The sequence below is a fragment of the Microbacterium sp. JZ70 genome (genome assembly GCF_053903225.1).
Window position 1 is genome coordinate 1,836,956 of the sequence record NZ_CP096405.1, and the last position, 25,497, is coordinate 1,862,452.

Consider the following 25,497-nt stretch of genomic DNA (forward strand, 5'->3'; position numbering starts at 1 on the left):
AGAAGACGTGTCGAAGACGACCGCTGCGCGACGTCGCGCGCTTGCCCTCATGACCATCCCCGCCCTCGCGCTCTCGGGCGCGGTCGGCTCCGCCGTGTCCGCGAGCGCCGCCGATCGGTCGCCTGCGCTCGTGGGCAGCCTGCAGAGCGAGCTCGGCTGCGCCGACGACTGGCTGCCGGACTGCTCGGAGACCGAGCTCGCGCCGACCGACGTCGAGGGCGTGTACGCCGCCGAATTCGAGGTGCCGGCGGGCAGCTACCACTACAAGGTCGCGCTGAACGACACATGGGACGAAGCGTACGGGCTCGACGGGGGAGCCGACGACATCCCGCTCGCCGTCGCGGGGCCTGCGACCCTGCGGTTCGTCTTCGACGACAACCTCAAGCGCGTCGGCGTCGAGGTCGTGGATCTCACGGGCGGGTACACGGCGGAGGACGACGCGCTCGTCGCGGCGCCCGTGCGGCAGCCCGGCTCCGACGAGCGGTTCTACTTCGTGATGACCGACCGGTTCGCCAACGGCGACCCCGCGAACGACACGGGCGGCATCGAGGGCGACCGGCTCGCGCACGGCTTCGATCCGACCGACCGCGGGTTCTACCAGGGCGGCGACATCGCGGGCCTGCGCGACAGCCTCGACTACATCGAGGGTCTGGGCACGACGGCGATCTGGCTGACGCCGAGCTTCGCCAACAAGCCCGTGCAGGGCGAGGGCGCGAATGCGAGCGCCGGCTACCACGGGTACTGGGTCACCGACTTCACCCGCATCGATCCGCACCTCGGCACCAACGCCGAGCTCGAGGCGCTCATCGCCGACGCCCACGCGCGCGGCATCAAGGTGTACTTCGACATCATCACGAACCACACCGCCGACGTCATCGACTACGCCGAGGGCCAGTACGGGTACATCGACCAGGCGACGAGCCCGTATCGCGACGCGGACGGCAGCGCCTTCGACCCGGCGGACTACTCCGGAACGGGATCGTTCCCGGCTCTCGACGCGGAGACCTCGTTCCCGTACACGCCCGTGACGAGCGACCCCGAGGCCAAGACCCCCGCGTGGCTCAACGACCCGACGCTGTACCACAACCGCGGCAACTCGACCTGGTCGGGGGAGTCGGTGACCTACGGCGACTTCGACGGTCTCGACGACCTCATGACCGAGCACCCGACCGTCGTGAACGGCTTCGTCGAGGTGTACCGCGACTGGGTCGACCTCGGCATCGACGGCTTCCGCATCGACACCGTCAAGCACGTCGACTTCCCGTTCTGGGAGACCTGGACGAAGGAGGTCCTCGACTACGCGCACGCGCAGGGCAAGGACGACTTCTTCATGTTCGGCGAGGTCTACGACGCCGACCCGGTCAAGCTCGCGCCGTATGTGCGCGACACCGACATGAACTCGGTCCTCGACTTCGCCTTCCAGTCCTCGGCGGCGGGCTTCGCGGCGGGCAACTCCGCGAAGGGCCTCCAGGGCCTCTTCGACGGCGACGACCGCTACACGACGCCCGACTCGTCGGCGACGGCGCTGCCGACGTTCCTCGGGAACCACGACATGGGGCGCATCGGCTACCTCCTCCAGAACACGGGCGAGGCCCTCGAGCGGGATGAGCTCGCACACGAGCTGCTGTTCCTCACGCGCGGGCAGCCGGTCGTCTACTACGGCGACGAGCAGGGCTTCGCGGGCACGGGCGGCGACAAGGGCGCACGCCAGACGCTCTTCGCCTCGCAGGTCGCGGAGTACGTCGAGCAGCCCCTCGTGACGGGGGAGACCGCGGGATCGGTCGACCGCTACGACACGTCGGCGCCGCTCTACACGCACATCGCCGAGCTCGCTGCGCTGCGCGAGGCGCACCCCGCGCTGTCGACCGGCGCCCAGGTCGAGCTCTACGCCGAGAACGGCGCGGGCGTGTACGCCTTCTCGCGCGTCGATCGCGATGAGAAGGTCGAGTACGTCGTCGCCCTCAACAACGCCGAGGAGGCGCGCACGGTCGAGCTCACCACGCTCACCTCGGATGCGTCCTACGCTCCCGTGTACGGCGCGGACGCGCCCATCGCGAGCGACGCGTCCGGCACCGCATCGGTCACCGTCCCCGGACTCGGCGCGGTCGTCTACCGCGCCGACGCCACGGTGTCGGCGGGCGACGCCGCGCCCGCCGTGCAGATCGCGGCCCCGACACCCGGCGCAGGCCTCGAGGGCCTCGCACCGATCTCGGCGGAGGTCGAGGGCGACGGATGGATCGAGACGAGCTTCTCGTGGCGCACGGTCGGAGAGGATGCCTGGCACGCGCTCGGCACCGCCGAGGACACCGAGCCGCGCGTGTTCCACGACGTCTCGGAGCTGCCAGCGGGAACGCTCGTCGAGTACCGCGCCGTGGTGACCGATGCCGCGGGCAACCGCTCGGCGGCCTCGACCTACGCATCGGTCGGCAATGCGGTCGATCTCGTCGAGAGGGAGGAGCCGGAGACGCCGATCGAGCTCGTCACGGTGCCCGGAAGCCACAACTCCGAGCTCGGCTGCGCGGGGGACTGGGACCCGGCGTGCGAGGCGGCGAAGCTCGAGCTGCAGGCGGGCGGTGTCTACGCCGGCACGTTCGACCTGCCCGCGGGCGACTACGAGTACAAGGTGGCGCTGAACGGCAGCTGGACCGTGAACTACGGCCAGGGCGGCGTCCAGGACGGCGCGAACTTCTCGTTCTCGCACGACGGCGGCCCGATCACGTTCCTCTTCGACCCGCGCTCGAACGTGGTGCAGTCGACGGCGGAGGGCCCCATCGTGACGGTGCCGGGGAGCTTCCAGAGCGAGCTCGGGTGCGCGGGCGACTGGGCTCCCGACTGCCTCGGCTCACTGCTCTCCGACGGCGATCGCGACGGCGTCTACGAGCTCACGACCGACGCCATCCCCGACGGCGGCTACGAGGCCAAGGTCGCGCACGGGCGCAGCTGGGACGAGAACTACGGCGTCGACGGCGTGCGCGACGGAGCGAACTACTCCTTCAGCGTGGCCGACGGCACGCCCGTGACCTTCCGCTACTCGATCGCCGACCACCGGCTCGAGATCGCCGCCGCCGAGCCGCCGCTCGCCGGGACGGGGGAGCAGCGCGCGCACTGGATCGATGAGGAGACGCTCGTCTGGCCCGCCGACCTCGGGCAGCCCGACGGGGCGTCGTACGAGCTCTACGCCTCGCCGGACGCGAGCCTCGAGCTCGTCGACGGCGCCGTCGAAGGCGCCGACCCCATCGCCCTGACGGTCGTCGACGGGGGCCTCACCGAGGAGCAGCGCGAGCGCTTCCCGGCGCTCGCGGACGGGATCGCGCTGCGGGTCGAAGGGCAGGACGCCGCGGAGCTCGCTCGCGGCGAGCTGGCCGTCGCACAGCGCGGCGGAGACGGCGTCATCACGGGCTACACCGGCGTCCAGATCCCCGGGCTGCTCGACGCGCTCTACGCGGACGCGCTCGAGCGGGTCGAGCTCGGCGTCACGTTCCAGGGGAGCAAGCCGACCTTCCGCCTGTGGGCCCCCACGGCGCAGTCGGCGACCCTGCTGACGTGGGACGAGGGCGCCGACGGCGATCCGCTCCGCCACGAGGCGCGCTACGACGAGGCCTCCGGAGTGTGGGAGGTCCGCGGGAAGAAGGATCTCAAGGGCGATGAGTTCGCCTGGGAGGTCACCGTCTTCGCGCCGACGACGGGCGCCATCGAGACGAACGTCGTCACGGACCCGTACTCCGTCGCGCTCACGTCGAACTCCGAGCGCTCGGTCGCGATCGACCTCGACGACAGGGCCTGGCAGCCGAAGCAGTGGACGAAGGCGAAGGCGCCCGAGGTCGAGCAGGACGTGGACCGCGCGATCTACGAGCTGCACATCCGCGACTTCTCGATCACGGATGAGTCCGTGCCCGCGGAGGAGCGGGGCACGTACCGCGCGTTCACGCGGGACAGCGACGGCACGCGGCAGCTGCGTCAGCTCGCCGACGCCGGCATCACGACCGTGCACCTCCTGCCGTCCTTCGACATCGCCACGATCGAGGAGGACCGGGCCGCGCAGCTCGAGCCCGACTGCGACCTCGCCTCCATGGAGCCGGCGTCGCCCGACCAGCAGGAGTGCGTGTCGGCGGTCGCCGCTCAGGACGGCTTCAACTGGGGGTACGACCCGTACCACTACTCGGTGCCCGAGGGCTCCTACGCGGTCGACGCCCACGGAGGGGCGCGCGTCGCGGAGTTCCGCTCGATGGTGGGAGCGCTGCACGGCATGGGGCTCGAGGTGGTGCTCGACGAGGTGTTCAACCACACCGCGGAGTCCGGTCAGGGGGAGCGCTCGGTGCTCGACCGCGTCGTGCCGGGCTACTACCACCGCCTCGACGCCGCGGGAGATGTGGAGACGTCGACGTGCTGCCAGAACGTCGCGACCGAGCACGCCGCGGCGCAGAAGCTCATGGTCGACTCGGTGGTGACCTGGGCGCGGGACTATCACGTCGACGGATTCCGCTTCGACCTCATGGGCCACCACTCCGTCGAGAACATGACCGCCATCCGCGCGGCGCTCGACGAGCTCACCCTGCGCCGCGACGGCGTCGACGGATCGTCCATCTACCTCTACGGCGAGGGCTGGGACTTCGGCGAGGTCGCGGGGAACCGGCTCTTCACCCAGGCGAAGCAGGGCCAGCTCGGCGGCACCGGGATCGGCACGTTCAACGACCGGCTCCGCGACGCCGTGCACGGCGGCAGCCCGGTCGACGGATCGTCGACGTTCCGCCAGGGCTTCGGCACGGGCCTCGGCACCGACCCGAACGGCGACCCGATCAACGGCACCGACGAGCAGGCGCTCGCAGACCTCGGCCACGAGACCGACCTCGTGAAGCTCGGCCTCGCGGGCAACCTCCGCGACTACGAGCTGCTCACGTCGGACGGCGAGATCCGCCGGGGCGATGAGATCGACTATCGCGGCGCGCCCGCCGGCTACGCCGACGAGCCATCCGAGGTCGTGAACTACGTCGATGCGCACGACAACGAGACGCTCTACGACCTCTCCGTGTTCAAGCTCCCGGCCGACACCCCGATGGCCGAGCGCGTGCGCATGAACACGCTGTCCCTCGCGACCGCCACGCTGTCGCAGTCGGTGTCGTTCTGGCACGCGGGCACCGAGCTGCTCCGCTCGAAGTCGCTCGACCGCAACAGCTACGACTCGGGCGACTGGTTCAACCGGATCGACTGGTCGGGGCAGGAGTCCACCTTCGGATCGGGTCTGCCTCCCGAGGCCGACAACGGCGGCAAGTGGAGCATCATGGCGCCCCTCCTCGAGGACCCTGCGCTGAAGCCGACGGCCGACGACATCGCGACGGCCGAGGCCGCGGCGCTCGACCTGCTCGAGGTGCGCTCGGAGGTGGGCCTGCTCACGCTCGGCTCGTCGGAGCTCATCCACGAGAAGGTGTCGTTCCCCGCGACCGACGCGCCGGGCACGATCGCGATGTGGATCGACGATCTGCGCGGCGCCGACGCCGACCCCGAGCTCGACGGCGCGCTCGTGTTCTTCAACGCCTCGGATGAGCCGGTCACGCAATCGCTCGCGGGGCTCGAGGGACGCGCCCTCGCGCTCACGCCCGCGCAGGCCGACGGCTCCGACCCGGTCGTCCAGGAGACCTCCTGGAGCGCGGACACGGCGACCATCGAGATCCCGGCGCGGACGGTCGCGGTGCTCGTCGACTGAGCTCGGACCACGCGGGAGAGGAGGGGCGCGATGCGCCCCTCCTCTCCCGCGTTTCCTAGGATGGATCGAGTCCCTCGACCCCGAAGGCCTCATCTCCCATGCGCACCACCCCTCGGCGCCCGCTCGGCGTGCTCGCGGACGTCCCGCCCGCCGGCTGGGCAGTGGTCGCGCTCGGGGTCCTGCGGGCGGGCGCCCTCACGGGGGCCGCGCTCGCCGCGGGCGCGGGCGTCGACGCGCTCCTCCAGGGCGCGAGCGCCGCCCCGGCACTCGGCATCGCGCTCGCCGCCACGGCGGCCGCGGCGCTTCTCGCGGGAGCCGAGGCGCTCCTTCCTCCGCTCGCGCAGGCCGGTGAGGAGCGCGCCTGGCGTCGCGCCGTCGTCGCGGCGCAGCTGACGGCGCCGCTCGATGACGGCACGCCGTCGGGCGACCGCGTCGCGCGCGCGACCGACGACGTCGAGCGGGCCGCGCACTACCGCAGCGTCTTCCTGGGGCCGCTCATCGCCGCGTTCACCGTGCCCGTGGTCGTGATCGTCGCGATCGCGGTGCTCGTCTCGACCGGCATCGCGCTGCCGATCGCGGTCTGCGCGGCGGCGATCCCGCCCGTGATCGCCTGGTTCCTGTCGCGCTTCCGCGCGGGGTCCGGCCGCTTCCGGATGATCTCCGCGCGTCTGGCCGCGTCCTTCCTCGAGACGCTGCGCGCTCTCGGCACGATCCGCCTGCTGGGTGCCGAGGGGCAGCGCCGCGCGCAGCTCGCCGCCCAGGCCGAGAGGACGCGCGTGGAGGCCATGCGCCTTCTCCGGCGCAATCAGGTCGTGCTGCTCGTCACCGATGCGATCTTCGGGGTCGTGATGCTGTCGCTCGTCGGCGCGCTCGCGGTGTCCGGCGTCGCGGACGGCTCCGTCTCGCCGGGGGCCGCATTCGCCCTGCTCCTCCTGACCGTGCCTCTGCGCGAGCCGGTCGACCGCCTCGGCCGCTCGTTCTACGTCGGGCTCGCCGGACGCGCCGCGGCCGAGCGCGTGCGCGCCGCCATCGCGTCCGCTCCGTCGCCCGCATCCGCAGCGCCGGCCGTCGCGCCGGGCGGCCGCATCCGCGGAGACGGCATCCGCGTCGATCGAGGCGGCGTCCGTGTCGTCGACGACGTCGATCTCGAGCTCGCCCCCGGGCTCACCGCGATCGTCGGACCCTCGGGATCCGGCAAGTCGTCGCTGGCGCTCGCGGTCGCCGGGCTCCTGCCCGCGACGGGTCTGCGCATCGACGGGCGCGAGGCGTCCGCCGAGGCCCTCCGCGCGGCGGTCGCCTACGTCCCGCAGCGCAGCGTGCTGCTGACCGGCACGGTGCGCGACAACCTCCTTCTGGCCGCGCCCGGCGCGTCCGACGACGACCTGGTCGCGGCGCTCCGCGCCGCAGGTCTCGCGACACCGGAGGCCGAGCTGCCGGCCGGACTCGAGACGAGGGTCGGCGAGGGCGCGCGAGGCGTCTCGGGCGGTCAGGCGCAGCGCATCGCGATCGCGCGTGCCCTGCTCGGCGGGCGGGGTGCGCTCGTCGCCGACGAGCCGACGGCGAGCCTCGACCGCGCCACGGCCGACCGGGTCCTCGCGACGCTCCGAGACCTCGCGCGCACACGCGCCGTCCTCCTCGTCACACACCGTCTGGCCGAGGCGCACGCCGCCGATCGCGTCGTGGTGATCGAGGGCGGAAGAGCCACCGCCGCGGGCGCTCCTGCCGAGCTCGCGCTGTCGAGCGGCTACCTCGCGGCCGCCACCTCGGCGGAGGAGGCATCGTGATCGCACGGCTCGCTCGCATCGCCGCACCGGCCTGGCCCTGGCTGCTCGCGTCCCTGCTCGCGCGGCTCGCGGGGCTCGCCGCGGGCGTCGCGCTGCTCGCCGTGCCGGCAGGGGCCATCGTGTCCGTCGCCGCAGGCGCCTCCGTCGACATCCTGCCGCTGGTCGTCCTGCTCGTGGCCCTCGCCGTCGCGAAGGGCGGGCTGCGGTATCTCGAGCAGTTCCTCGGCCATCGTGCCGCGTTCGATCTCATCGCCGACATGCGGCTGCGGTTCTACGACGCGGTCGTCCCGCTCGCGCCCGCCGAGATCGCGGAGGGGTCGGGCGAGCTCACCTCGATCGCCGCACGCGACATCGACCGCGTCGAGGTCTTCTTCGCGCACACCCTCGTTCCGGCGCTCGCGGCGGTCATCGTGCCCGGCGGTCTGGTCGCGGCGGGCTTCGCGGTCGGACCGGCCGAGGGAGCTGTCGTCCTCGCGGCCTTCATCATCGGGGGAGTGCTCGCGCCGCTCGTGGGCCGCGCGCGCGGAGCCTCCGCAGCGCGCGGGCTCCTCGTCGAACGCGCCGCGATCGCCCAGCACGTCGCGGAGGACGCGGCCGCCGCGGTCGAGATCCGGACCCTCGGCGCCGAGGAGCGGCGCCTCGCCGCACTCGATGCGCTCGGGGCGCGAGTCGGGGCGCACCTGCGAGCGGAGGGGCGCGCGCTCGGCGCACGGACGGCGATCGGCGCCGCCTGGCCGTTCGCGGCCGTCATCGCCCTGCTCGCGCTCGCGGGCGGCGACCCGGCGGCGCACGTCGTGCTCGCGGCCGCGGTCGTGGGCGCGGCGCCCGCCGTCACCGCGGTCGAGGCGTTCGCGCGCAGCCTCCCGCTCGCGCTCGCGGCGGCCCGGCGCTACCTCGACGTGCTCGATCGCAGCCCGCGCGTCGCCGACCCCGAGCGACCCGTGAGGCTGCCGGACGGCCCGCTCGACGTCCGGGGCGAGAACGTGACCGCGGCGTATTCGGAGGCCGCTCTTCCGGTCCTCGATGCACTGTCGTTCGCGGTGCCGGCGGGCGGGAGCCTCGCCGTCGTGGGGCCGAGCGGAAGCGGCAAGTCGACGCTCGCGTCGCTCCTCGTCCGGGCACGGGATCCCCGGTCGGGGCGCATCCTGCTGGGCGGCGTGGATCTCCGCGACATCGCGCTCTCCGAGCTGCGTGCCGCGGTCGCGCTCGTCGAGCAGCGGGCCGTGCTCGTGAGCGGCACGGTCCTCGAGAACCTGCGCCTCGGACATCCGCGGCTCTCGGAGGATGACGCGTGGCGAGCGCTCGAGCAGGCGGCACTCGCCGACGACGTGCGCGCGCACCCCGACGGTCTCGCCGCGCGCGTCGGCGAGGACGGTCTCGCGCTCTCGGGCGGCCAGCGCCAGCGGCTGAGCCTCGCGCGCGCTCTCGCGCGGCGCCCGCGCCTCCTCATCCTCGACGAGGCGACATCCCATCAGGACCCGATCACCCAGGAGGCCATCCGCCGCAGCGTCGCGGCGCGCCCCGAGCTCACGACGATCGTCATCGCGCACCGTGCGGACGCCGTGGCCGGCATCTCCGAGATCCTCGCCCTCGAGGCCTCCGACGCGGGAGCCCTTGACACGAAGCGAGCACGCACGGGAGGCTCACGAGGCCTCGAACGTCCGCAGGCAGAACGAGGAGGACTCTGATGGAGAGACAGCACACGAGGACCAGCGGCCGGGTGATCGGCATCGCGATCGCCGCGGCGCTCGGAGGATTCCTCTTCGGATTCGACACCGCCGTCATCAACGGCGCCGTCGACGCGCTCGCGGCGGACTTCGAGCTCGAGGCCGCGCTCAAGGGCTTCGCGGTGTCGTCCGCGCTGCTCGGCTGCGTAGCCGGCGCGTGGTTCGCCGGGTCGATCGCCAACCGCTGGGGGCGCGTCCCCGTCATGCTCGTCGCGGCCATCCTCTTCCTCGTCTCCGCGATCGGGTCGGGTCTCGCGTTCGGCGTGATCGACCTCATCGTGTGGCGCGTCGTGGGCGGTCTCGGCGTCGGCGCCGCCTCGGTCATCGCGCCCGCATACATCGCGGAGGTGTCGCCCGCGCGGATCCGCGGACGGCTCGGCTCGCTGCAGCAGCTCGCGATCGTGCTCGGCATCTTCGCGGCTCTGCTCTCGAACGCGCTGCTTGCCGGCATCGCGGGCGGCTCGAACGCCGTGCTCTGGTGGGGCATCGACGCGTGGCGGTGGATGTTCATGGCCGAGGCGATCCCGGCCATCGTGTACGGCGTCATGTCGCTGCGGCTGCCTGAGTCGCCGCGCTTCCTCGTCCGCAAGGGCGACTACGACCGCGCGTCGCAGGTGCTGCTCGACTTCACGGGCGAGCCCGACGTCAACCTCAAGATCCAGCAGATCCGGGACTCGCTCGACAGCGAGAAGCGCGAATCGCTCCGCGACCTCGCCGGGCCCGTGCTCGGCCTCAAGCCCATCGTGTGGGTCGGGCTGCTGCTGTCGGTGTTCCAGCAGTTCGTCGGGATCAACGTCATCTTCTACTACTCGACGACGCTGTGGCGATCGGTCGGCTTCGACGAGTCGAGCGCCCTCACGACGTCGGTCATCACGTCGATCACGAACATCGCGGTCACGATCGTCGCGATCATCCTCGTCGACCGCGTCGGCCGCCGCGCGCTTCTCCTGTCCGGCTCGGTGCTGATGACCCTCTCGCTCGGGACGATGGCCCTCGCGTTCTCGTTCGCCGAGCTCGTCACGGCGGCCGACGGCACGACGAGCGCCGAGCTCGCGGCACCGTGGTCGATCATCGCCCTCATCGCCGCGAACCTGTTCGTCGTCGGCTTCGGCGCGACCTGGGGCCCCGTCGTGTGGGTGCTCCTCGGGGAGATGTTCCCCAACCGGATCCGCGCGAGCGCGCTGGCGGTCGCCGCGGCCGCTCAGTGGGTCGCGAACTTCTTCATCTCGACGACCTTCCCGGTGTTCAGCGACATCAGCCTGACCTTCGCGTACGGGTTCTACGCGTTCTTCTCGCTGCTGTCGTTCTTCTTCGTGCTCTGGAAGGTGCGCGAGACGAAGGGCCGAGAGCTCGAGGACATGGAGGGCTGACCTCCGCTCAGCCCTGCTGCGCGGGCTCCGCGTCGAGGAGCCCGCGCAGCACGGCCACGACGCCCTCGTCCTCGCTCGCGGGCGCCGTGAAGCGAGCGCGCGCGAGGATGTCCGGGTGGGCGTTCGCCATCGCGTACGACTGCCCCGACGCGTCGAGCATCTCGAGGTCGTTGAGGTAGTCGCCGAAGGCGACCGTCTCGTCCCGCGTCACGCCGAGCTCGCGCTGCAGGCTCGCGACCGCAGCGCCCTTGTTCGCGGCGGGCGGCATGACGTCGATCCAGTGCCGTCCCGAGACGACGACCTGGTGCGTCTCGCGCAGCCGGTCGAGTTCGGCGCCCGTCCCGGTGGCGGCGTCGACGAAGTCGTACACCGCGATCTTTAGGACGTCGTCATCGGCGGCGAGGATGTCGTCCACCCGCTCGAGCGCGGCGTAGTACCGGCTCGCCTCGGCGACGAAGGGCGCGTCGACGCGCTCGATGTACGCCGAGCGCTTGCCGCAGAGGACGACGCCGATGTCGCGCCCGGCGCCCGCGAGGGAGCGCAGGAGCCGGACCGCCTCGAGGACGAACGCCCGATCGAGGACGAGCGACGAGATCTCCACGCCGTCGCGCACGACATAGGCGCCGTTCTCGGCGATGAAGGGCATGCCGTCGGAGGCGCGCGCGAAGAGCCGGGCGAGCGTGGCGTACTGCCGCCCGCTCGCCGGCGCGAAGACGATGCCGCGCTCGCGCATGAGGTCGAGCAGCGGCCAGAACGCCTCAGGAACCTCGCCGGCCGCGTCGAGGAGCGTGCCGTCCATGTCGCTCACGACGAGTCGGGGAGCGGGCAGGTCCGTCGCCGCGGAGGCGGACGGCAGGGGAGAGGTGCGGGGCACGGCGAGGCCTTTCGTCGGAGAGCACCATGACACCACACGCGCCTCGGAGCGCCCTCACCTCCGAACCGCCTGGCAACGCGTCGGGCGGGGGTGTCGCTCGGGGTACCCGGGGCGTCGCGACTTAGGCTCGGTACGCCATGATCCGGTTCGAACACGTCACCAAGCGCTTCAAGGGCACGGCGAAGCCGGCCCTCAGCGACATCGACTTCGAGGTGCAGCGCGGCGAGTTCGTCTTCCTCGTCGGAGCCTCCGGCTCGGGGAAGTCGTCCTGCCTTCGCCTCATCCTCCGCGAGGACCTTCCGTCCTCGGGCCGCGTCGTCGCGCTCGGTCGCGACACGAAGACCCTCACCTCACGGCGCACGCCGTACTTCCGCCGCAACATCGGGGCGGTGTTCCAGGACTTCCGCCTCCTGCAGTCGAAGACCGTCGCGCAGAACGTCGCGTTCACGCTCCAGGTGATCGGCCGGTCGCGCGCCTTCATCAAGGAGGCCGTGCCCGAGGCGCTCGAGCGCGTGGGCCTTGCGGACATGGGCCGCCGCATGCCGCACGAGCTGTCCGGCGGCGAGCAGCAGCGCGTCGCGATCGCGCGGGCGCTCGTCAACCGGCCGCAGCTGCTCCTCGCCGACGAGCCCACCGGCAACCTCGACCCGACGACGTCCGTCGACATCATGCGCATCCTCGCGCAGGTCAACGCGACAGGGACGACGGTCGTGATGGCGACCCACGAGGCGACCTTCGTCGACCAGATGCGGCGCCGCGTCATCGAGCTCCGCGAGGGCGAGCTCGTCCGCGACGACCGCCACGGCGGCTACGGAGACACCTCGGTCATCCGCACGCTGCAGCCGGAGACCGAGCGCGGTGCGGCCGCGATCGCGGCCCTGACCGCCGTCCTCGAGGTCCAGCGCGAGGTGTCCGAGACCCCGGGCGAGACGGCCGAGAGCGCCACGCAGCGCGCGGTCGACGCCGTCGAGGAGGTCGTGGAGACCACCGCCGAGCCGACGTCGGCGCCCGCCGTGCGGCCGACGTCGGCGCCCGCCGCGCAGCCGTCCGAGCCCGCCGACGCGGCCATCCCGCCCGTCGAGCGCGCCGCCGAGACATCCGCCGCGCCCGGCGTCGATCCGGAGCCGGAGGACGCCGCGAACCGCACCTCGTCCATCCCGCGCGTCGACGTCGATGTGGACGCGCTCGGCATGGCCGACCGCCTGGGGCTCACCTCCCGCGACGACGAAGTGGGGCCGACCTCATGAGATTCGGACTCGTCCTCGGCGAGGCGCTGCAGGGCCTGCGCCGCAATGCCTCGATGGTCGTCTCGGTCATCCTCGTGACCTTCGTCTCGCTCACCTTCGTGGGCGCGGCCGTGCTCATGCAGGCCCAGATCGCCAAGACCAACGCGTACTTCCAGGACCGCGCGCTCGTCGACATCTACATGTGCTCGCCCCTGTCGACCGGCGACACGTGCGTCGATGGCGCCGCGTCGGAGGAGCAGATCGCCGCCGTGCAGGAGGAGCTCGAGGGCCCGACGCTCTCGCCGCTCATCCAGGACTACACCTACCTCAGCCCCGAGGAGGCGTTCGACTCGATCGTCGAGAACCTCGGCGAGGACTACGCGAGCCTTCTCACCGCCGAGCAGACGAGCGCGGAGTTCCACGTCAACCTCGTCGACCCGAGCCAGTCCGACGTCATCGTCGAGGCGTTCACGGGCATCCAGGGCGTCGAGGAGATCACCGACCAGCTCGAGTACCTCGATCCGCTCTTCGCGACCCTCACGATCGCGACGTACATCGCGATCGGCATCGCGGCCCTCATGCTCGTGTCGGCCGTGCTCCTCATCGCCACGACCATCCGCCTCTCGGCCTATGCCCGCCGCCGCGAGGTCGGCATCATGCGCCTCGTGGGCGCGTCCAACCGGTTCATCCAGACGCCGTTCGTCCTCGAGGGCGTGTTCGCGGCGTTCATCGGCGCGGCCCTCGCCGGCGCGGCCGTGCTCGCGGGCGTGCACTTCGGCGTCGAGCGGTACCTCGTGAACGAGATGTACGCCATCCCGTGGGTGGGGATGGCCGAGGCGTGGGCCGTCGTGCCGGTGCTCGTCGTGGTCGGCGTCGTGCTCGCGGCGCTGTCGGCGGGCTTCGCGATCCGGCGCTGGCTCCGGGCATAGCCCGACCCTTGCTAGGGTGGAAGGCTGCGCTGTGAGAGCGAGGAGGTGAGCGCATGCCCCGGGAACAGGGTGAGAAGGTGGTGGCGACGAATCGTCGCGCCCGCCACGAGTACACCATCGAGAAGACCTATGAGGCGGGCCTCGTGCTCACCGGAACCGAGGTGAAGTCGCTGCGCCAGGGGCGCGCGAACCTCAGCGACGGCTACGCGTACATCGATCGCGGCGAGGCCTGGCTCGACGCCGTGCACATCCCGGAGTACTCGCAGGGCACGTGGACGAACCACGCGTCCAAGCGCACCCGCAAGCTGCTCCTGCACCGCGACGAGATCGTGAAGCTCAGCCACCAGGTCTCGGCGGGCGGGTACACGCTCGTTCCGCTGCGCCTCTACTTCCTCGACGGCCGCGCGAAGGTCGAGATCGGCGTCGCGAAGGGCAAGCGCGAGTTCGACAAGCGCCAGACCCTCCGCGAGCGGCAGGACAAGCGCGAGGCCGAGCGCGCGATGCGCATGCGCAACCGCATGGGGGAGTGACTCTCCACAGGCATCCGCGCCACCCCCGCAGGCGTCCCTAGCCTGACGGGATGCCGCTTCCCGAGGTTCTCGCCGCCGTCGCGTACGGCGGCTTCCTCGTCGTCGGCGTGATCCTCATGCGCGTCGACATCCATGAGCATCGGCTCCCCGATCGGATCGTCCTGCCCTCGACGGCCGCTCTCCTCGCCGTCGTCGCCGCGCACGCCGTATCGCTCGGAGATGCGGCGCCCCTGGCCCGTGCCCTCCTCGGCGGACTCGCGCTCGGTGCCTTCTACCTCGCTCTGCGGGTCGCGAACCCCGAGGGGATGGGCGGCGGCGACGTCAAGCTCGCGGCGCTCGTGGGCGTCTTCCTCGCCTGGCACGGATGGGCCGTGCTCGCGGTCGGCGCGGCCGCGGCCTTCGTCGGCGGGGCCGCCTGGGCGCTCGCGCTCCTGGCCGCGCGGCGCGCCGACCGCGACGCGCGCATCCCGTTCGGCCCGTGGATGATCCTCGGCGCCTGGGCGGGGCTGCTCGTCGCCTGAGCGCGGCGGGGCGCTCGGGCTGCGCGGCGCTCGGTAACGTGGCAGGCATGTCGTCGATCGAGAGATGGGTGCGCTCGGCCATCGCCCGGATGCTGCGCGTGCGCATCGTGCGCGCCGTGCTCCTCTTCACCGAGCACCAGGGCGGGCTGCTCGCAGCGGCCGTGACCTTCCGGGCGCTGTTCTCGGTGTTCGCGGCCGTCGCGCTCGGCTTCGCGGTCGCGGCGCTCTGGCTCAACGCGCGCAGCGACCTCTGGCAGGCTCTCATCGACGCCGTGAGCGCGGCCATCCCCGGTCTCGTGCACAACGGCAGCGGCGACGGCATCATCGACGCCGACAGCCTCGGCGCCGCGCTCGGCGGCAGCGTCTGGCTGAGTGTCGTCTCGGCGCTCGCCCTCGTCTGGGCGGCGATCGGCGCGATCGGCAACATGCGCACGGCCATCCGGATGATCGCGGGCACCGCCCACGAGGAGGTCCTCGTCGTGTGGCTGCTGCTGCGCGACCTGCTCTTCGCGGTGTCGGTGGGCGTGCTGTTCCTCGCAGCGGCCGTGCTCACGTTCCTCGGCTCGACGTTCATCGAGACGGTGCTCGGATGGCTGGGGCTCTCCGGCGGCGGGTGGGCCGAGATCCTCACGCGCGTCGCGACGGTCGCCACGACGTTCGCGCTGGACGCGGTGATCATCGCCTGGCTCTTCCGCCTGCTGTCCGGCGTCCGCGCTCCGGCGCGTGCGCTGTGGACGGGCGCGCTCCTGGGCGGCGCGGGCCTCACCGTCCTGCAGCAGCTGTCCGGTCTGTTCGCCGGCGGGGCGGACCGCAATCCGTTCCTGGCGTCGTTCGGGTCTCTCATCGCCCTGCTGCTGTGGTTCAACCTCTCGGCGCAGGTGATCCTCATCGCGTGCACGTACATCGTCGTCCGCGTCGAGGAGCAGGAGGCGCGGGTGAGCGCCCGGTTCGGCGCCGAGACGTTCGCCCAGCGGCGCGTGCGGATGGCCGAGCGCGACGTCCGGCTCGCCGTAGACGCTCTCGAGCTCGCGCGCAAGGCCGAGCGCGAAGAGCGCGAGCACGTCGCGGCGCGGCTATCGTGAGGGCATGGCCATCGCACGACTGCACGGAGGACCCCTCGACGGACAGGTCCTGCCCCTGGACAGCCCCGATCTCGAGCAGCTGATCGTCCCGTATTCGGAGACGCAGGTCGTCTACCACCGCTCGGGCGCGGCTCAGCACACGGGGGAGGGCGACGGCCCGACCGAGGTCGCGTTCCTCTTCGTCGAGGAGGAGGACAGCCTCGTCCAGGACGGCGAGGACGACGAGGACGAGGGCGGTTCGCGCTGACATGACCGAGCCCACGCGCTTCGTCGAGGTCGAGCGGAAGTTCGACGTCGACCCCGGAACGCCCCTGCCCGACTGGACGGCCGTCCCCGGCGTCGCGTCGGCCACGGAGGGCGAGGAGCGGCATCTCGACGCCCTCTACCTCGACACCGACGACCTCGCGCTCGCGCGCGCCGGCGTCGCGCTGCGGCGCCGCACCGGCGGCCCCGACGCGGGCTGGCACATCAAGGGCCCGCTCGTCGACGGCGCGCGCACGGAGCTCGGATGGCCGCTGGGCGACACCGAGGAGATCCCGGATGCGGTCGCCGCGGAGATCGCCGCCTGGACGACCGAGCCCCTGCGCCCGCTCGCGCGCATCGTCAACGACCGCACGGCGTACGAGCTGCTCGACGCCGACGGCGGCGTCGTCGCGGAGTTCGTGGACGACCACGTGCGCACGGCGGACCTCCGCGCGGGGGTCGACCGCGAATGGCACGAGTGGGAGATCGAGCTCGGACCGGCCGCCCCGGCCGACCGCGACGCGTTCTTCGACGCGGTGGCACGCGCGGCGACCGCAGCGGGCGCACGCTCGGCCTCGAGTGCGTCCAAGCTCGCTCGCGCCCTCGGGAACTGAGGGCGGCGCCACCCACCCCGGTCATTGAGCGAGCGGAGCGAGTCGAAATGACGTGAGCCGGCCCCGGGATCGTCCCGGGGCCGGCTCACGTCGTTTCGTCTCCGCGCTGGCGCTCGTCGCTCAACGACCGGAGGCGGCGCGCTGCGCGCGCTCAGTCCTACATGTTGATGAAGTGACCGAGGAGGCCGTGGAAGCCCTCCTGCAGCGTCTCCGAGAGGGTCGGGTGCGTGTGCACGTTGCGGGCCGCCTCGAGCGCCGTGATGTCCCACTTCTGCGCGAGCGTGAGCTCGGGAAGGAGCTCCGAGACGTCGGGGCCGATGAGGTGGGCGCCGATGAGCTCGAGGTGCTCGGCATCCGCGATGAGCTTGACGAAGCCGACGGGCTCGCCGAGGCCGTTCGCCTTGCCGTTCGCGCTGAACGGGAACTTCGCGACCTTGATCTCCCGGCCCTCGGCGCGCGCCTGCTCCTCCGTGAGGCCGAAGCTGGCGACCTGCGGCGAGCAGAAGGTGGCGCGCGGCATCATGCGGTAGTCGCCGAGCGGCATCGTCTCGGCCTTGCCGATCGTCTCGGCCGCGACGACGGCCTGAGCCTCGGCGACGTGCGCGAGCTGGAGCTTGGCGGTGACGTCGCCGATCGCGTAGATGCCCTCGACGTTCGTGCGCATGAACTCGTCGATCTCGATCGCGCCGCGGTCGGTGAGCTGGACGCCCGTGTTCTCGAGGCCGAAGCCCGAGACGTTCGGCGCGAAGCCGACCGACATGAGCACCTTGCCGGCCGTGATCTCGCCGGCCACGCCGTCACGCGACTCGTACGTGACGTGCACGGACGAGCCGTTGTCGGTGACGGTCTTGACGGCGGTCGAGGTGAGGATGTCGATGCCGTACTTCTTGTACTGCTTCTGGATCTCCTTCGAGACCTCCGCGTCCTCGTTCGGGAGCGCGCGGTCGAGGAACTCGATGATCGTGACCTTGACGCCGTAGTTCGACAGGACGTAGGCGAACTCCATGCCGATGGCGCCGGCGCCGACGATGACGATCGACTCGGGCAGCTCGCGCGTGAGGATCTGCTCCTCGTACGTCACGACGTTGTCGCTCAGCTGGACGCCGGGGAGGAGGCGCACGGTCGAGCCGGTGGCGATGATCACGTTGTCGAACGTGACCTCCTCGGTCGAGCCATCCGACTTGGCGACCGAGATCGCCTTGGGTCCCGTGAAGGTGCCGCGGCCCTCGTACTCGGTGACCTTGTTCTTCTTCATGAGGAAGTGGATGCCCTTGACGTGCGTCTCCGCGACCTTGCGGCTGCGGTCGAACGCCGCGCCGAAGTCGAAGTGCACGTCGCCCGAGATGCCGAACAGGTCGGCCTTGTGGGTGAAGGTGTGGGCGATCTCGGCGTTCTTCAGGAGCGCCTTCGAGGGGATGCAGCCGACGTTGAGGCAGACACCGCCCCAGTACTTCTCTTCGATGATGGCGGTCGTGAGACCGAGCTGGGCGCTGCGGACGGCGGCGACGTAGCCGCCGGGGCCCGCGCCGAGGATGACGACGTCGTAGTGAGCCATGGGATCAAGCCTATCTGTGCGGGAGGGGACCTGAGCGCGCGGGCGGGCGGATGCCCGGGGCGGCTCAGGAGGACCGGCGTGCGCGGCCGACGAGGACGGCGACGAGCGACAGGGCGACCACCGCGCCGATGCCCCCGAGGATCCAGGGGAGGGGAGACGCGGCATCCTCCGACGTCTCGGTCGGGGCGGCCGTGTCCTCCGCCGCGGGCGTTTCCGCCGCTTCGGCGCTCGGCGCCTCGGACGCCCCGCCCGGCGCGGCCTCGGTCGTCGTGAACCGGAAGATCTTGTCCTCGCTGTGCGAGTCGCCGTAGGTGACGCTCGCGATGACCGTGTACTCGCCGGCGGGTGCCCCGGCGACGTCGAGCTGCTGCGTGAGGAGCGGGCCGTCCGCCACGGCGTCGCCGGCCGCGTAGTCCCGGCACGACGCGCGGTCGATCGCGATGCTGCCCGGCTCGGCCTCGGCGATCCCGGGGCAGGACGCGTCCGTGACGAACACCGCCTGCGGCGCGCCCTCGAGGAGAGCGCCGCTGAAGGTGAGGGTGATCGCGTCGGGGAGGGTCTGCACCGTCTCGCCGTCGGCGGGCGACGTGCTGACGAGCGCGTCGTGCGCCGACGCGGCGGATGGCATCAGCTGCGGCGCGAGGATCGCGGCCGCGACGAGCGCTGCGGCGGCAAGACGGCGGGACGGACGGCGGGTGCGTGCGGAGGCGTGGAGAGCAGTCATGGCATCTCGACGCTATCGGCCGATTCTGAACGGATCTTCCGCTCGCGTCGTGCACAGGGCAGACTTTCGCGAGTGCCCTCACAGGCCCCTGGGAGGGGCCGATCCGATCGACGGCGATCGGATAGGGTGGAGCGAAAGGGAGGTCGAGCGTGACAGAAGCGCAGTACCGGCCGGCGGGCGGCCACGACGGAGCAGGTGACGTCACCCAGACGTTCGGGCATGACGCCGACCTGTCGTTCGTGCCGTTCGCGGGTGAGCTGTCGACCGCCGAGCTCGAGGCGGTGGGGGCGCTCCCGTCGGGAGCCGCGCTGCTCCTCGTGCGCTCCGGCCCGACCGCGGGCGCGCGCTACCTCCTCGACGCCGACGTGACGACCGCGGGTCGGCATCCCGAGGCCGACATCTTCCTCGACGACGTCACGGTCTCGCGCCGTCACGCCGAGATCACCCGCGACCGGACGGTGTTCGAGATCATCGACCAGCGCTCGCTCAACGGAACCTATGTCGACGGAGAGCGCGTCGATCGCGCGGTGCTCCGCAACGGCGCCGAGGTGCGCATCGGCAAGTTCCGCTTCAACTTCTTCGCCTCCCCCCGAGACATCGCGGGGGCGGGCGCCTGATGGCAGCCGCTGCCGCAGAGCGAAGCGCGTCAGCGGCGCTGCTGAGCATCGGACAGGTGCTCGCCAAGCTCACTCCCGAGTTCCCCAACCTCACCTCGAGCAAGCTCCGCTACCTCGAGGAGCAGGGGATCGTCTCGCCGCAGCGGACGCCGTCGGGGTACCGCAAGTTCTCCCCGCAGGACGTCGAGCGGCTGCGTCTCGGCCTCGTGCTGCAGCGCGATCACTACCTCCCGCTCAGCGTGATCCGCGATCACCTCGACGAGGTCGATGCGAGCGGAGGCGAGAGGCTCGCGCTGCCGACCTCGATCCATCCGACGACCCGCACCTACACGCGAGCCGACCTGCTCGCCGAAGCGGGAGCGGCCCCGCAGCTGCTCAACGACGCGATCAGCATCGGGCTCATCCAGGCATCTGACGTCTACGACGAGCACGCGGTCGCGCTGCTGCGTGCGTTCGTCGCGCTCGACCGGCACGGCATCGAGCCGCGTCACCTCCGCGCCGTGAAGCAGAGCGCAGACAAGGACGCCGACCTCGTCGATCAGGCGCTCACCCCGCTCCTGCGGCGCACGGACGCGCGCTCGCGCGCGCGGGCCGGTGAGCTCGGCCCCGAGCTCGCGCGGCGTCTCGACGAGGTGCGCGGCATCTTCGTGCGGCAGGCGCTCGAGCGCGTCCTCCCGTGACCTGCGGCGTCGTTCTATAACGTTCATAACGCTTCGCTCGACACGCCGCCGCCTCGACGCGGATGTCGTTGCCGGGGCCCCATCCCTGCCATACGGTGGACAGGAATCGAACGTGAGGAGTAAGGATCACGATGGCTGAGGATCCCGCAGCGGACGGCTTCACCGCCGACTTTCTCTTCACCGACGGCCTGCCGCAGCTCGACCCCGAAGCCGGCTACCGCGGTGCGGTCGCGGCGCGCGCGGCGGGCATCACGTACCGGCAGCTCGACTACTGGGCGCGCACCGAGCTCGTCGTGCCGACCATCCGCAGCGCCTCGGGATCGGGCTCGCAGCGGCTGTACGGCTTCCGCGACATCCTCGTCCTCAAGCTCGTGAAGCGCCTGCTCGACACGGGCATCTCGCTTCAGCAGATCCGGGTCGCCGTCGACCAGCTGCGCGCGTCGGGCATTCGCGATCTCGCCGGGACCACGCTCATGAGCGATGGCGCCTCGGTCTACCTCTGCACCTCGAACGACGAGGTCATCGACCTCGTGAGCCGCGGCCAGGGCGTGTTCGGCATCGCCGTCGGGCGCGTGCTGCGCGAGGTCGAGTCGACGCTCGTCGACTTCGACCCGACCGCTCCGGACCCGGTCGACGAGCTGGCTGCACGCCGCTCGAAGCGCACCGCCTGACGCTCCTCCCCGGGTCGCGTCGACACATCCGTCGGCAGTGACGGGGCTTTCGCACGCCGTGTCTCGTTTCGAGTGGGTATGGCGGGTCCTTTCCCGCGCCGGGTGAGACACGCGTCGAGGTGGGGCGGTGCGTGTCTCGCTTCGCGTGGGTATGGCGGGTGCTTTCCCGCGTCGGGTGAGACACGGGTCGAGGTGGGGCGGTGCGTGTCTCGCTACGGGTGGGTATGGCGGGTGCTTTCCCGCGCCGGGTGAGACACGCGTCGGGGTGGGGCGGTGCGTGTCTCGCTTCGCGCGGCGGGGCCGGATGGCCCGGGGCTCACTCCGCGGCGGTGGGGCCCGTCTCGGGGACGGGGATGCGGCCGGCGCGCACGATGCGGTCGAGCAGCTGGTCGAAGTCCTGCGCCAGCTCCTGCGCCGATTCGCCGGGCCACACATGCAGCGGCTTCGCGGCGCCCTGCGCCTGCTGGAGCGAGGTGCGCTCGGGCAGCTGCGGCGACAGCACAAGGGGGCCGAACATGTCGCGGAGCTCCTTGATGCGGAACTGGTGCTCGATCGACTGGGGGCGCACGCGGTTCACGACGATGCCGAGCGGCTGGAGACGCGGCGAGAGGCCACGGCGGATCTCCTCGATCGCACGCAGCGCGCGGTCGGCGGCCGCGACGGAGAAGAGTCCCGGCTCGGTGATGACGGCGACGCGATCGCTCGCGGCCCACGCCGTGCGCGTGAGGGCGTTGAGCGACGGAGCGCAGTCGATGAGCACGAGGTCGTAGTCGGCCTCGACCGAGGCGAGCGCCTCCTCGAGCTTCCACACGTCGCGCACCGTCGGGTGCGGTCCGTCGTAGTTGATCGCCGACGGGCTCCCGATGAGCACGTCGATGACGCCGGGGTGCACCTTCGTCCATCCGCTCGCCGTGATGGCCTGGCGGACGACCTTCTCCTTCGGGTTCTCGAGAACATCGGCCACGTTCAGGTGGCCGGCGATCTGGATGTCGAGTCCCGTCGACACGTCGGACTGGGGGTCGAGGTCGACGACGAGCGTCCGGATGCCCCGCGAGAATGCCGCTGAGGCGAGCCCGAGGGTCACGGTCGTCTTGCCGACGCCTCCCTTGAGAGAGCTGACGCTGAGTACGTGCACGTGGTCTAACCTACCCTCCCCTAAGCTGGGGGCGAGCTCAGCGATGTCGGTGTGCCGGGCTCCGCCGTGCCAGCTGTCGCCGAGGAGGCGTATGTTCTCGAAGGTTCTCGTGGCCAACCGTGGCGAGATCGCCATCCGCGCGTTTCGCGCGGCGTACGAGCTGGGGGCGCGCACGGTCGCGGTCTTCCCGTACGAGGATCGCAACTCGCTCCATCGCCTGAAGGCGGATGAGGCGTACCAGATCGGCGTGGAGGGCCATCCGGTCCGCGCCTACCTCGACGTCGACGAGATCGTCCGCGTGGCGGTCGAGTCGGGCGCCGACGCGATCTACCCCGGCTACGGGTTCCTCTCCGAGAACCCCGACCTCGCGGCGAAGGCCGCCGCGCACGGCATCGCATTCATCGGCCCGCCGGCCGAGGTGCTCGAGATGGCCGGCAACAAGGTCACCGCCAAGGAGCACGCGATCCGGGCGGGCGTTCCCGTGCTCCGGTCGACGCCCGCGTCCGACGACGTGGACGAGCTCGTCGCCCAGTCCGACGAGATCGGATTCCCCCTCTTCGCGAAGGCCGTCGCGGGCGGCGGCGGCCGCGGCATGCGCCGCGTGGAGTCGAAGGAGGAGCTCGCCCCCGCGCTCGCCGAGGCGATGCGCGAGGCCGACAGCGCCTTCGGCGATCCGCGCATGTTCCTCGAGCAGGCCGTGCTCCGGCCGCGTCACGTCGAGGTGCAGGTCCTCGCCGACGCATCGGGAGAGACCGTCCACCTGTTCGAGCGGGACTGCTCGGTGCAGCGCCGCCATCAGAAGGTGATCGAGATCGCGCCAGCGCCGAACCTCGACGACGCCGTGCGCGCCGACCTCCACCGCCACGCGGTCGCGTTCGCGCGGTCGATCGGCTACGTCAACGCCGGGACCGTCGAGTTCCTCCTCGAGACCGCGGGGCCGCGCGCGGGCGAGGTCGTCTTCATCGAGATGAACCCGCGCATCCAGGTCGAGCACACCGTGACCGAGGAGGTGACGGATGTCGACCTCGTCCAGGCGCAGATGCGCATCGCGTCGGGCGAGACGCTCGCCGACATCGGGCTCCTGCAGGACGACATCCGCCTGCACGGGGCGGCTCTCCAGTGCCGCATCACGACCGAGGACCCGGCACAGGGATTCCGGCCCGACACCGGCAAGATCACGACCTACCGGTCGCCGGGCGGCGCGGGCATCCGCCTCGACGGCGGCACGACGGCCGCCGGCGCCCAGGTGAGCCCGCACTTCGACTCGATGCTCGCGAAGCTCACGTGCCGCGGACGCGACTACACCGCGGCCGTCCGCCGCGCGCGCCGCGCCCTCGCGGAGTTCCGCATCCGCGGCGTCTCGACGAACATCCCGTTCCTTCAGGCCGTCCTCGACGACCCGTCGTTCATCGAGGGCGACCTCTCGACGTCGTTCATCGACGAGCGCCCGGAGCTCGTGCGGGGGCGGCCGTCGAAGGACCGCGGCTCGAAGATCCTCAACTGGCTGGTCGACGTCACCGTCAACAAGCCCCACGGGGAGAACCCGCTCTCGATCGACCCGCGCTCGAAGCTGCCGGCCGTCGACCTGTCGGCCGCGCCGGCCGCGGGCTCGCGCCAGCGGCTCCGCGAGCTCGGCCCTGCGGGCTTCGCCCAGGCGCTGCGCGAGCAGAAGGCCCTGGCCGTCACGGAGACGACCTTCCGCGACGCGCACCAGTCGCTGCTCGCGACGCGCGTCCGCACGAAGGACCTCCTCAACGTGGCGCCGCACGTCGCGCGTCTGACTCCGCAGCTGCTCTCCGTCGAGGCGTGGGGCGGTGCGACCTACGATGTCGCGCTGCGCTTCCTCGCCGAGGACCCGTGGGAGCGTCTCGCACGGCTGCGCGAGGCGCTGCCGAACGTCGCCATCCAGATGCTGCTGCGCGGTCGCAACACGGTCGGGTACACGCCGTACCCGACCGAGGTGACCGATGCCTTCGTGCGCGAGGCCGCGGCGACCGGGATCGACATCTTCCGCATCTTCGACGCGCTCAACGACGTGTCCCAGATGCGCCCCGCGATCGATGCGGTGCTCGAGACCGGCACGACGGTCGCCGAGGTCGCCGTCTGCTACACGGGCGACCTGCTGAACCCTGCTGAGGATCTCTACACGCTCGACTACTACCTCCGCCTCGCCGAGCAGATCGCGGACGCGGGCGCTCATGTGCTCGCGATCAAGGACATGGCGGGCCTCCTGCGACCCGCCGCCGCGGCGAAGCTCGTCTCGGCCTTCCGCGAGCGCTTCGACCTGCCCGTGCACGTGCACACGCACGACACCCCCGGCGGCCAGCTCGCGACGCTGCTCGCGGCGAGTGCGGCGGGCGCCGATGCGGTCGACGCCGCGGCGGCGACCATGGCGGGCACGACGAGCCAGCCGTCGCTGTCGTCGCTCGTCGCCGCCCTCGCGCACACCGAGCGCGACACGGGGCTCGACCTGCAGGCCGTGTCCGACCTCGAGCCGTACTGGGAGGCCGTCCGTCACCTGTACAAGCCGTTCGAGTCGGGCCTCGCCGGGCCGACCGGGCGCGTCTACGCGCACGAGATCCCGGGCGGACAGCTGTCGAACCTGCGTCAGCAGGCGATCGCGCTCGGTCTCGCCGACGACTTCGAGCTCATCGAGGACATGTACGCCGCGGCGAACGAGATCCTCGGGCGCGTTCCCAAGGTCACCCCGTCGTCGAAGGTCGTGGGCGACCTCGCGCTCCACCTCGCGGCGGTCCGCGCCGATCCTGCCGACTTCGCCGAGAACCCCGGCAAGTACGACGTGCCCGACTCGGTCGTCGGGTTCATGGCCGGTGAGCTCGGCGACCTGCCGGGCGGATGGCCCGAGCCGTTCCGCACGAAGGTGCTCGCCGGGCGCGAGGTGAAGACCGGCGTCACGCCGATCAGCGCCGATGACCAGGCGGCTCTGGACGGCGACTCGGCCACGCGACGCGCGACGCTGAACCGCCTGCTCTTCCCGCAGCCGACGAAGGTCTTCCAGGAGATGCGCGAGACCTACGGCGACCTGTCCGTCCTCGACACGGCCGACTACCTCTACGGGCTGACCCCGGGTCGCGAGCACGTCATCACGCTCGAGAAGGGCGTGCAGCTCTACGCGGGGCTCGAGTCGATCGGCGCGGCCGACGACAAGGGCATCCGGTCGGTCATGACGACCCTGAACGGCCAGCTCCGCCCGGTCTCGGCGCGCGACCGCAGCATCCAGGTCGAGGCGCATGAGGCCGAGAAGGCCGACACGAGCAGGCCGGGGCAGGTGGCCGCGCCGTTCTCCGGCGTGGTCACAGTCAAGGTGGAGCCGGGCGACCGCGTGGCCGCGGGGCAGCCGGTCGCCTCGATCGAGGCGATGAAGATGGAGGCCGCCATCACGGCGCCCGTCGACGGCATCGTCGAGCGGATCGCGATCGCGGCCACCCAGCAGGTGGAGGCGGGCGACCTTTTGGTCGTCGTCACGCCCGCCCAGTAACCTTGAGCGGGGCGC

At 71.8% G+C, this 25,497-nt stretch carries 19 protein-coding genes; 15 read left to right on the forward strand and 4 right to left on the reverse strand.

Features of this window, described 5'->3' with window-relative positions; all coding sequences use genetic code 11:
• Window positions 1-49 precede the first annotated feature (49 nt).
• The 4 genes from pulA (at window position 50) to M1D46_RS08390 (ending at window position 10,582) form a co-directional block, all read left to right on the forward strand.
• The gene (gene pulA, locus M1D46_RS08375; RefSeq protein WP_456287156.1) at window positions 50-5,701 is read left to right on the forward strand and encodes a pullulanase-type alpha-1,6-glucosidase; all 5,652 of its coding nucleotides are present in this window, start codon (window positions 50-52) and stop codon (window positions 5,699-5,701) included.
• Window positions 5,702-5,799: 98 nt separating this feature from the next.
• Window positions 5,800-7,485, forward strand: coding sequence for an ATP-binding cassette domain-containing protein (locus M1D46_RS08380; RefSeq protein WP_456285278.1), 1,686 nt, complete (start codon window positions 5,800-5,802; stop codon window positions 7,483-7,485).
• Entirely contained in the window at window positions 7,482-9,173 is a 1,692-nt protein-coding gene (locus M1D46_RS08385) for an amino acid ABC transporter ATP-binding/permease protein (protein ID WP_456285279.1), read from the forward strand. The genes M1D46_RS08380 and M1D46_RS08385 overlap by 4 nt, the downstream gene beginning before the upstream one ends.
• Window positions 9,173-10,582: a sugar porter family MFS transporter gene (locus M1D46_RS08390; RefSeq protein WP_271173299.1), complete on the forward strand. Its 1,410-nt coding sequence runs from the start codon at window positions 9,173-9,175 to the stop codon at window positions 10,580-10,582. The genes M1D46_RS08385 and M1D46_RS08390 overlap by 1 nt, the downstream gene beginning before the upstream one ends.
• 7 nt (window positions 10,583-10,589) lie before the next feature.
• On the opposite strand, the gene M1D46_RS08395 is transcribed toward M1D46_RS08390, so the two are convergent.
• Entirely contained in the window at window positions 10,590-11,456 is an 867-nt protein-coding gene (locus M1D46_RS08395) for a Cof-type HAD-IIB family hydrolase (protein WP_456285280.1), read from the reverse strand.
• 137 nt (window positions 11,457-11,593) lie between these two features.
• Between M1D46_RS08395 and ftsE the strand changes: the two genes are divergently transcribed.
• Genes ftsE through M1D46_RS08430 form a run of 7 tightly spaced genes read left to right on the forward strand, consistent with a single transcriptional unit; the run spans window position 11,594 to window position 16,601 of the window.
• Window positions 11,594-12,703 (forward strand): cell division ATP-binding protein FtsE, encoded by a 1,110-nt coding sequence (ftsE, locus tag M1D46_RS08400; RefSeq protein WP_456285281.1) that lies wholly within the window; start codon window positions 11,594-11,596, stop codon window positions 12,701-12,703.
• On the forward strand, window positions 12,700-13,611 hold the full coding sequence (ftsX, locus tag M1D46_RS08405; protein WP_324011791.1) for a permease-like cell division protein FtsX: 912 nt from the start codon (window positions 12,700-12,702) through the stop codon (window positions 13,609-13,611). Before ftsE ends, ftsX begins: the two co-directional genes overlap by 4 nt.
• A gap of 53 nt (window positions 13,612-13,664) precedes the next feature.
• The gene (gene smpB / locus M1D46_RS08410; RefSeq protein ID WP_271173295.1) at window positions 13,665-14,141 is read left to right on the forward strand and encodes an SsrA-binding protein SmpB; all 477 of its coding nucleotides are present in this window, start codon (window positions 13,665-13,667) and stop codon (window positions 14,139-14,141) included.
• A gap of 50 nt (window positions 14,142-14,191) precedes the next feature.
• The gene (locus M1D46_RS08415) at window positions 14,192-14,662 is read left to right on the forward strand and encodes a prepilin peptidase (RefSeq protein ID WP_271173294.1); all 471 of its coding nucleotides are present in this window, start codon (window positions 14,192-14,194) and stop codon (window positions 14,660-14,662) included.
• 47 nt (window positions 14,663-14,709) lie between these two features.
• The gene (locus M1D46_RS08420) at window positions 14,710-15,744 is read left to right on the forward strand and encodes a YihY/virulence factor BrkB family protein (protein ID WP_456285282.1); all 1,035 of its coding nucleotides are present in this window, start codon (window positions 14,710-14,712) and stop codon (window positions 15,742-15,744) included.
• A gap of 4 nt (window positions 15,745-15,748) precedes the next feature.
• Window positions 15,749-15,991: a response regulator gene (locus M1D46_RS08425; protein WP_282979143.1), complete on the forward strand. Its 243-nt coding sequence runs from the start codon at window positions 15,749-15,751 to the stop codon at window positions 15,989-15,991.
• Between the two features lies 1 nt (window position 15,992).
• Window positions 15,993-16,601 carry a CYTH domain-containing protein gene (locus M1D46_RS08430; RefSeq protein ID WP_324011789.1) on the forward strand — a complete coding sequence of 203 codons (609 nt, stop codon included), beginning with the start codon at window positions 15,993-15,995 and terminating at the stop codon, window positions 16,599-16,601.
• A gap of 157 nt (window positions 16,602-16,758) precedes the next feature.
• Here the strand turns inward: M1D46_RS08430 and lpdA are convergent, their stop codons facing one another.
• Both lpdA and M1D46_RS08440 read right to left on the reverse strand, forming a co-directional pair.
• A complete protein-coding gene (lpdA, locus tag M1D46_RS08435) occupies window positions 16,759-18,156 on the reverse strand; it encodes a dihydrolipoyl dehydrogenase (protein WP_282979141.1) in 1,398 nt (465 codons plus the stop codon).
• A 64-nt stretch (window positions 18,157-18,220) separates the two neighbouring features.
• Window positions 18,221-18,880 carry a copper resistance CopC family protein gene (locus tag M1D46_RS08440; RefSeq protein ID WP_456285283.1) on the reverse strand — a complete coding sequence of 220 codons (660 nt, stop codon included), beginning with the start codon at window positions 18,878-18,880 and terminating at the stop codon, window positions 18,221-18,223.
• A 149-nt stretch (window positions 18,881-19,029) separates the two neighbouring features.
• On the opposite strand from M1D46_RS08440, the gene M1D46_RS08445 reads away from it, so the two are divergent.
• From M1D46_RS08445 to M1D46_RS08455, 3 genes are all read left to right on the forward strand, one after another.
• Window positions 19,030-19,497: an FHA domain-containing protein gene (locus tag M1D46_RS08445; protein ID WP_271173288.1), complete on the forward strand. Its 468-nt coding sequence runs from the start codon at window positions 19,030-19,032 to the stop codon at window positions 19,495-19,497.
• Window positions 19,497-20,177 carry a transcriptional regulator FtsR gene (gene ftsR / locus M1D46_RS08450; RefSeq protein ID WP_324011787.1) on the forward strand — a complete coding sequence of 227 codons (681 nt, stop codon included), beginning with the start codon at window positions 19,497-19,499 and terminating at the stop codon, window positions 20,175-20,177. The genes M1D46_RS08445 and ftsR overlap by 1 nt, the downstream gene beginning before the upstream one ends.
• 131 nt (window positions 20,178-20,308) lie before the next feature.
• Window positions 20,309-20,848, forward strand: coding sequence for a MerR family transcriptional regulator (locus tag M1D46_RS08455; protein ID WP_456285284.1), 540 nt, complete (start codon window positions 20,309-20,311; stop codon window positions 20,846-20,848).
• Window positions 20,849-21,164: 316 nt separating this feature from the next.
• Here the strand turns inward: M1D46_RS08455 and M1D46_RS08460 are convergent, their stop codons facing one another.
• A complete protein-coding gene (locus M1D46_RS08460) occupies window positions 21,165-21,983 on the reverse strand; it encodes a ParA family protein (RefSeq protein ID WP_271173285.1) in 819 nt (272 codons plus the stop codon).
• 91 nt (window positions 21,984-22,074) lie between these two features.
• Between M1D46_RS08460 and M1D46_RS08465 the strand changes: the two genes are divergently transcribed.
• The gene (locus M1D46_RS08465; RefSeq protein ID WP_456285285.1) at window positions 22,075-25,482 is read left to right on the forward strand and encodes a pyruvate carboxylase; all 3,408 of its coding nucleotides are present in this window, start codon (window positions 22,075-22,077) and stop codon (window positions 25,480-25,482) included.
• Window positions 25,483-25,497 lie beyond the last annotated feature (15 nt).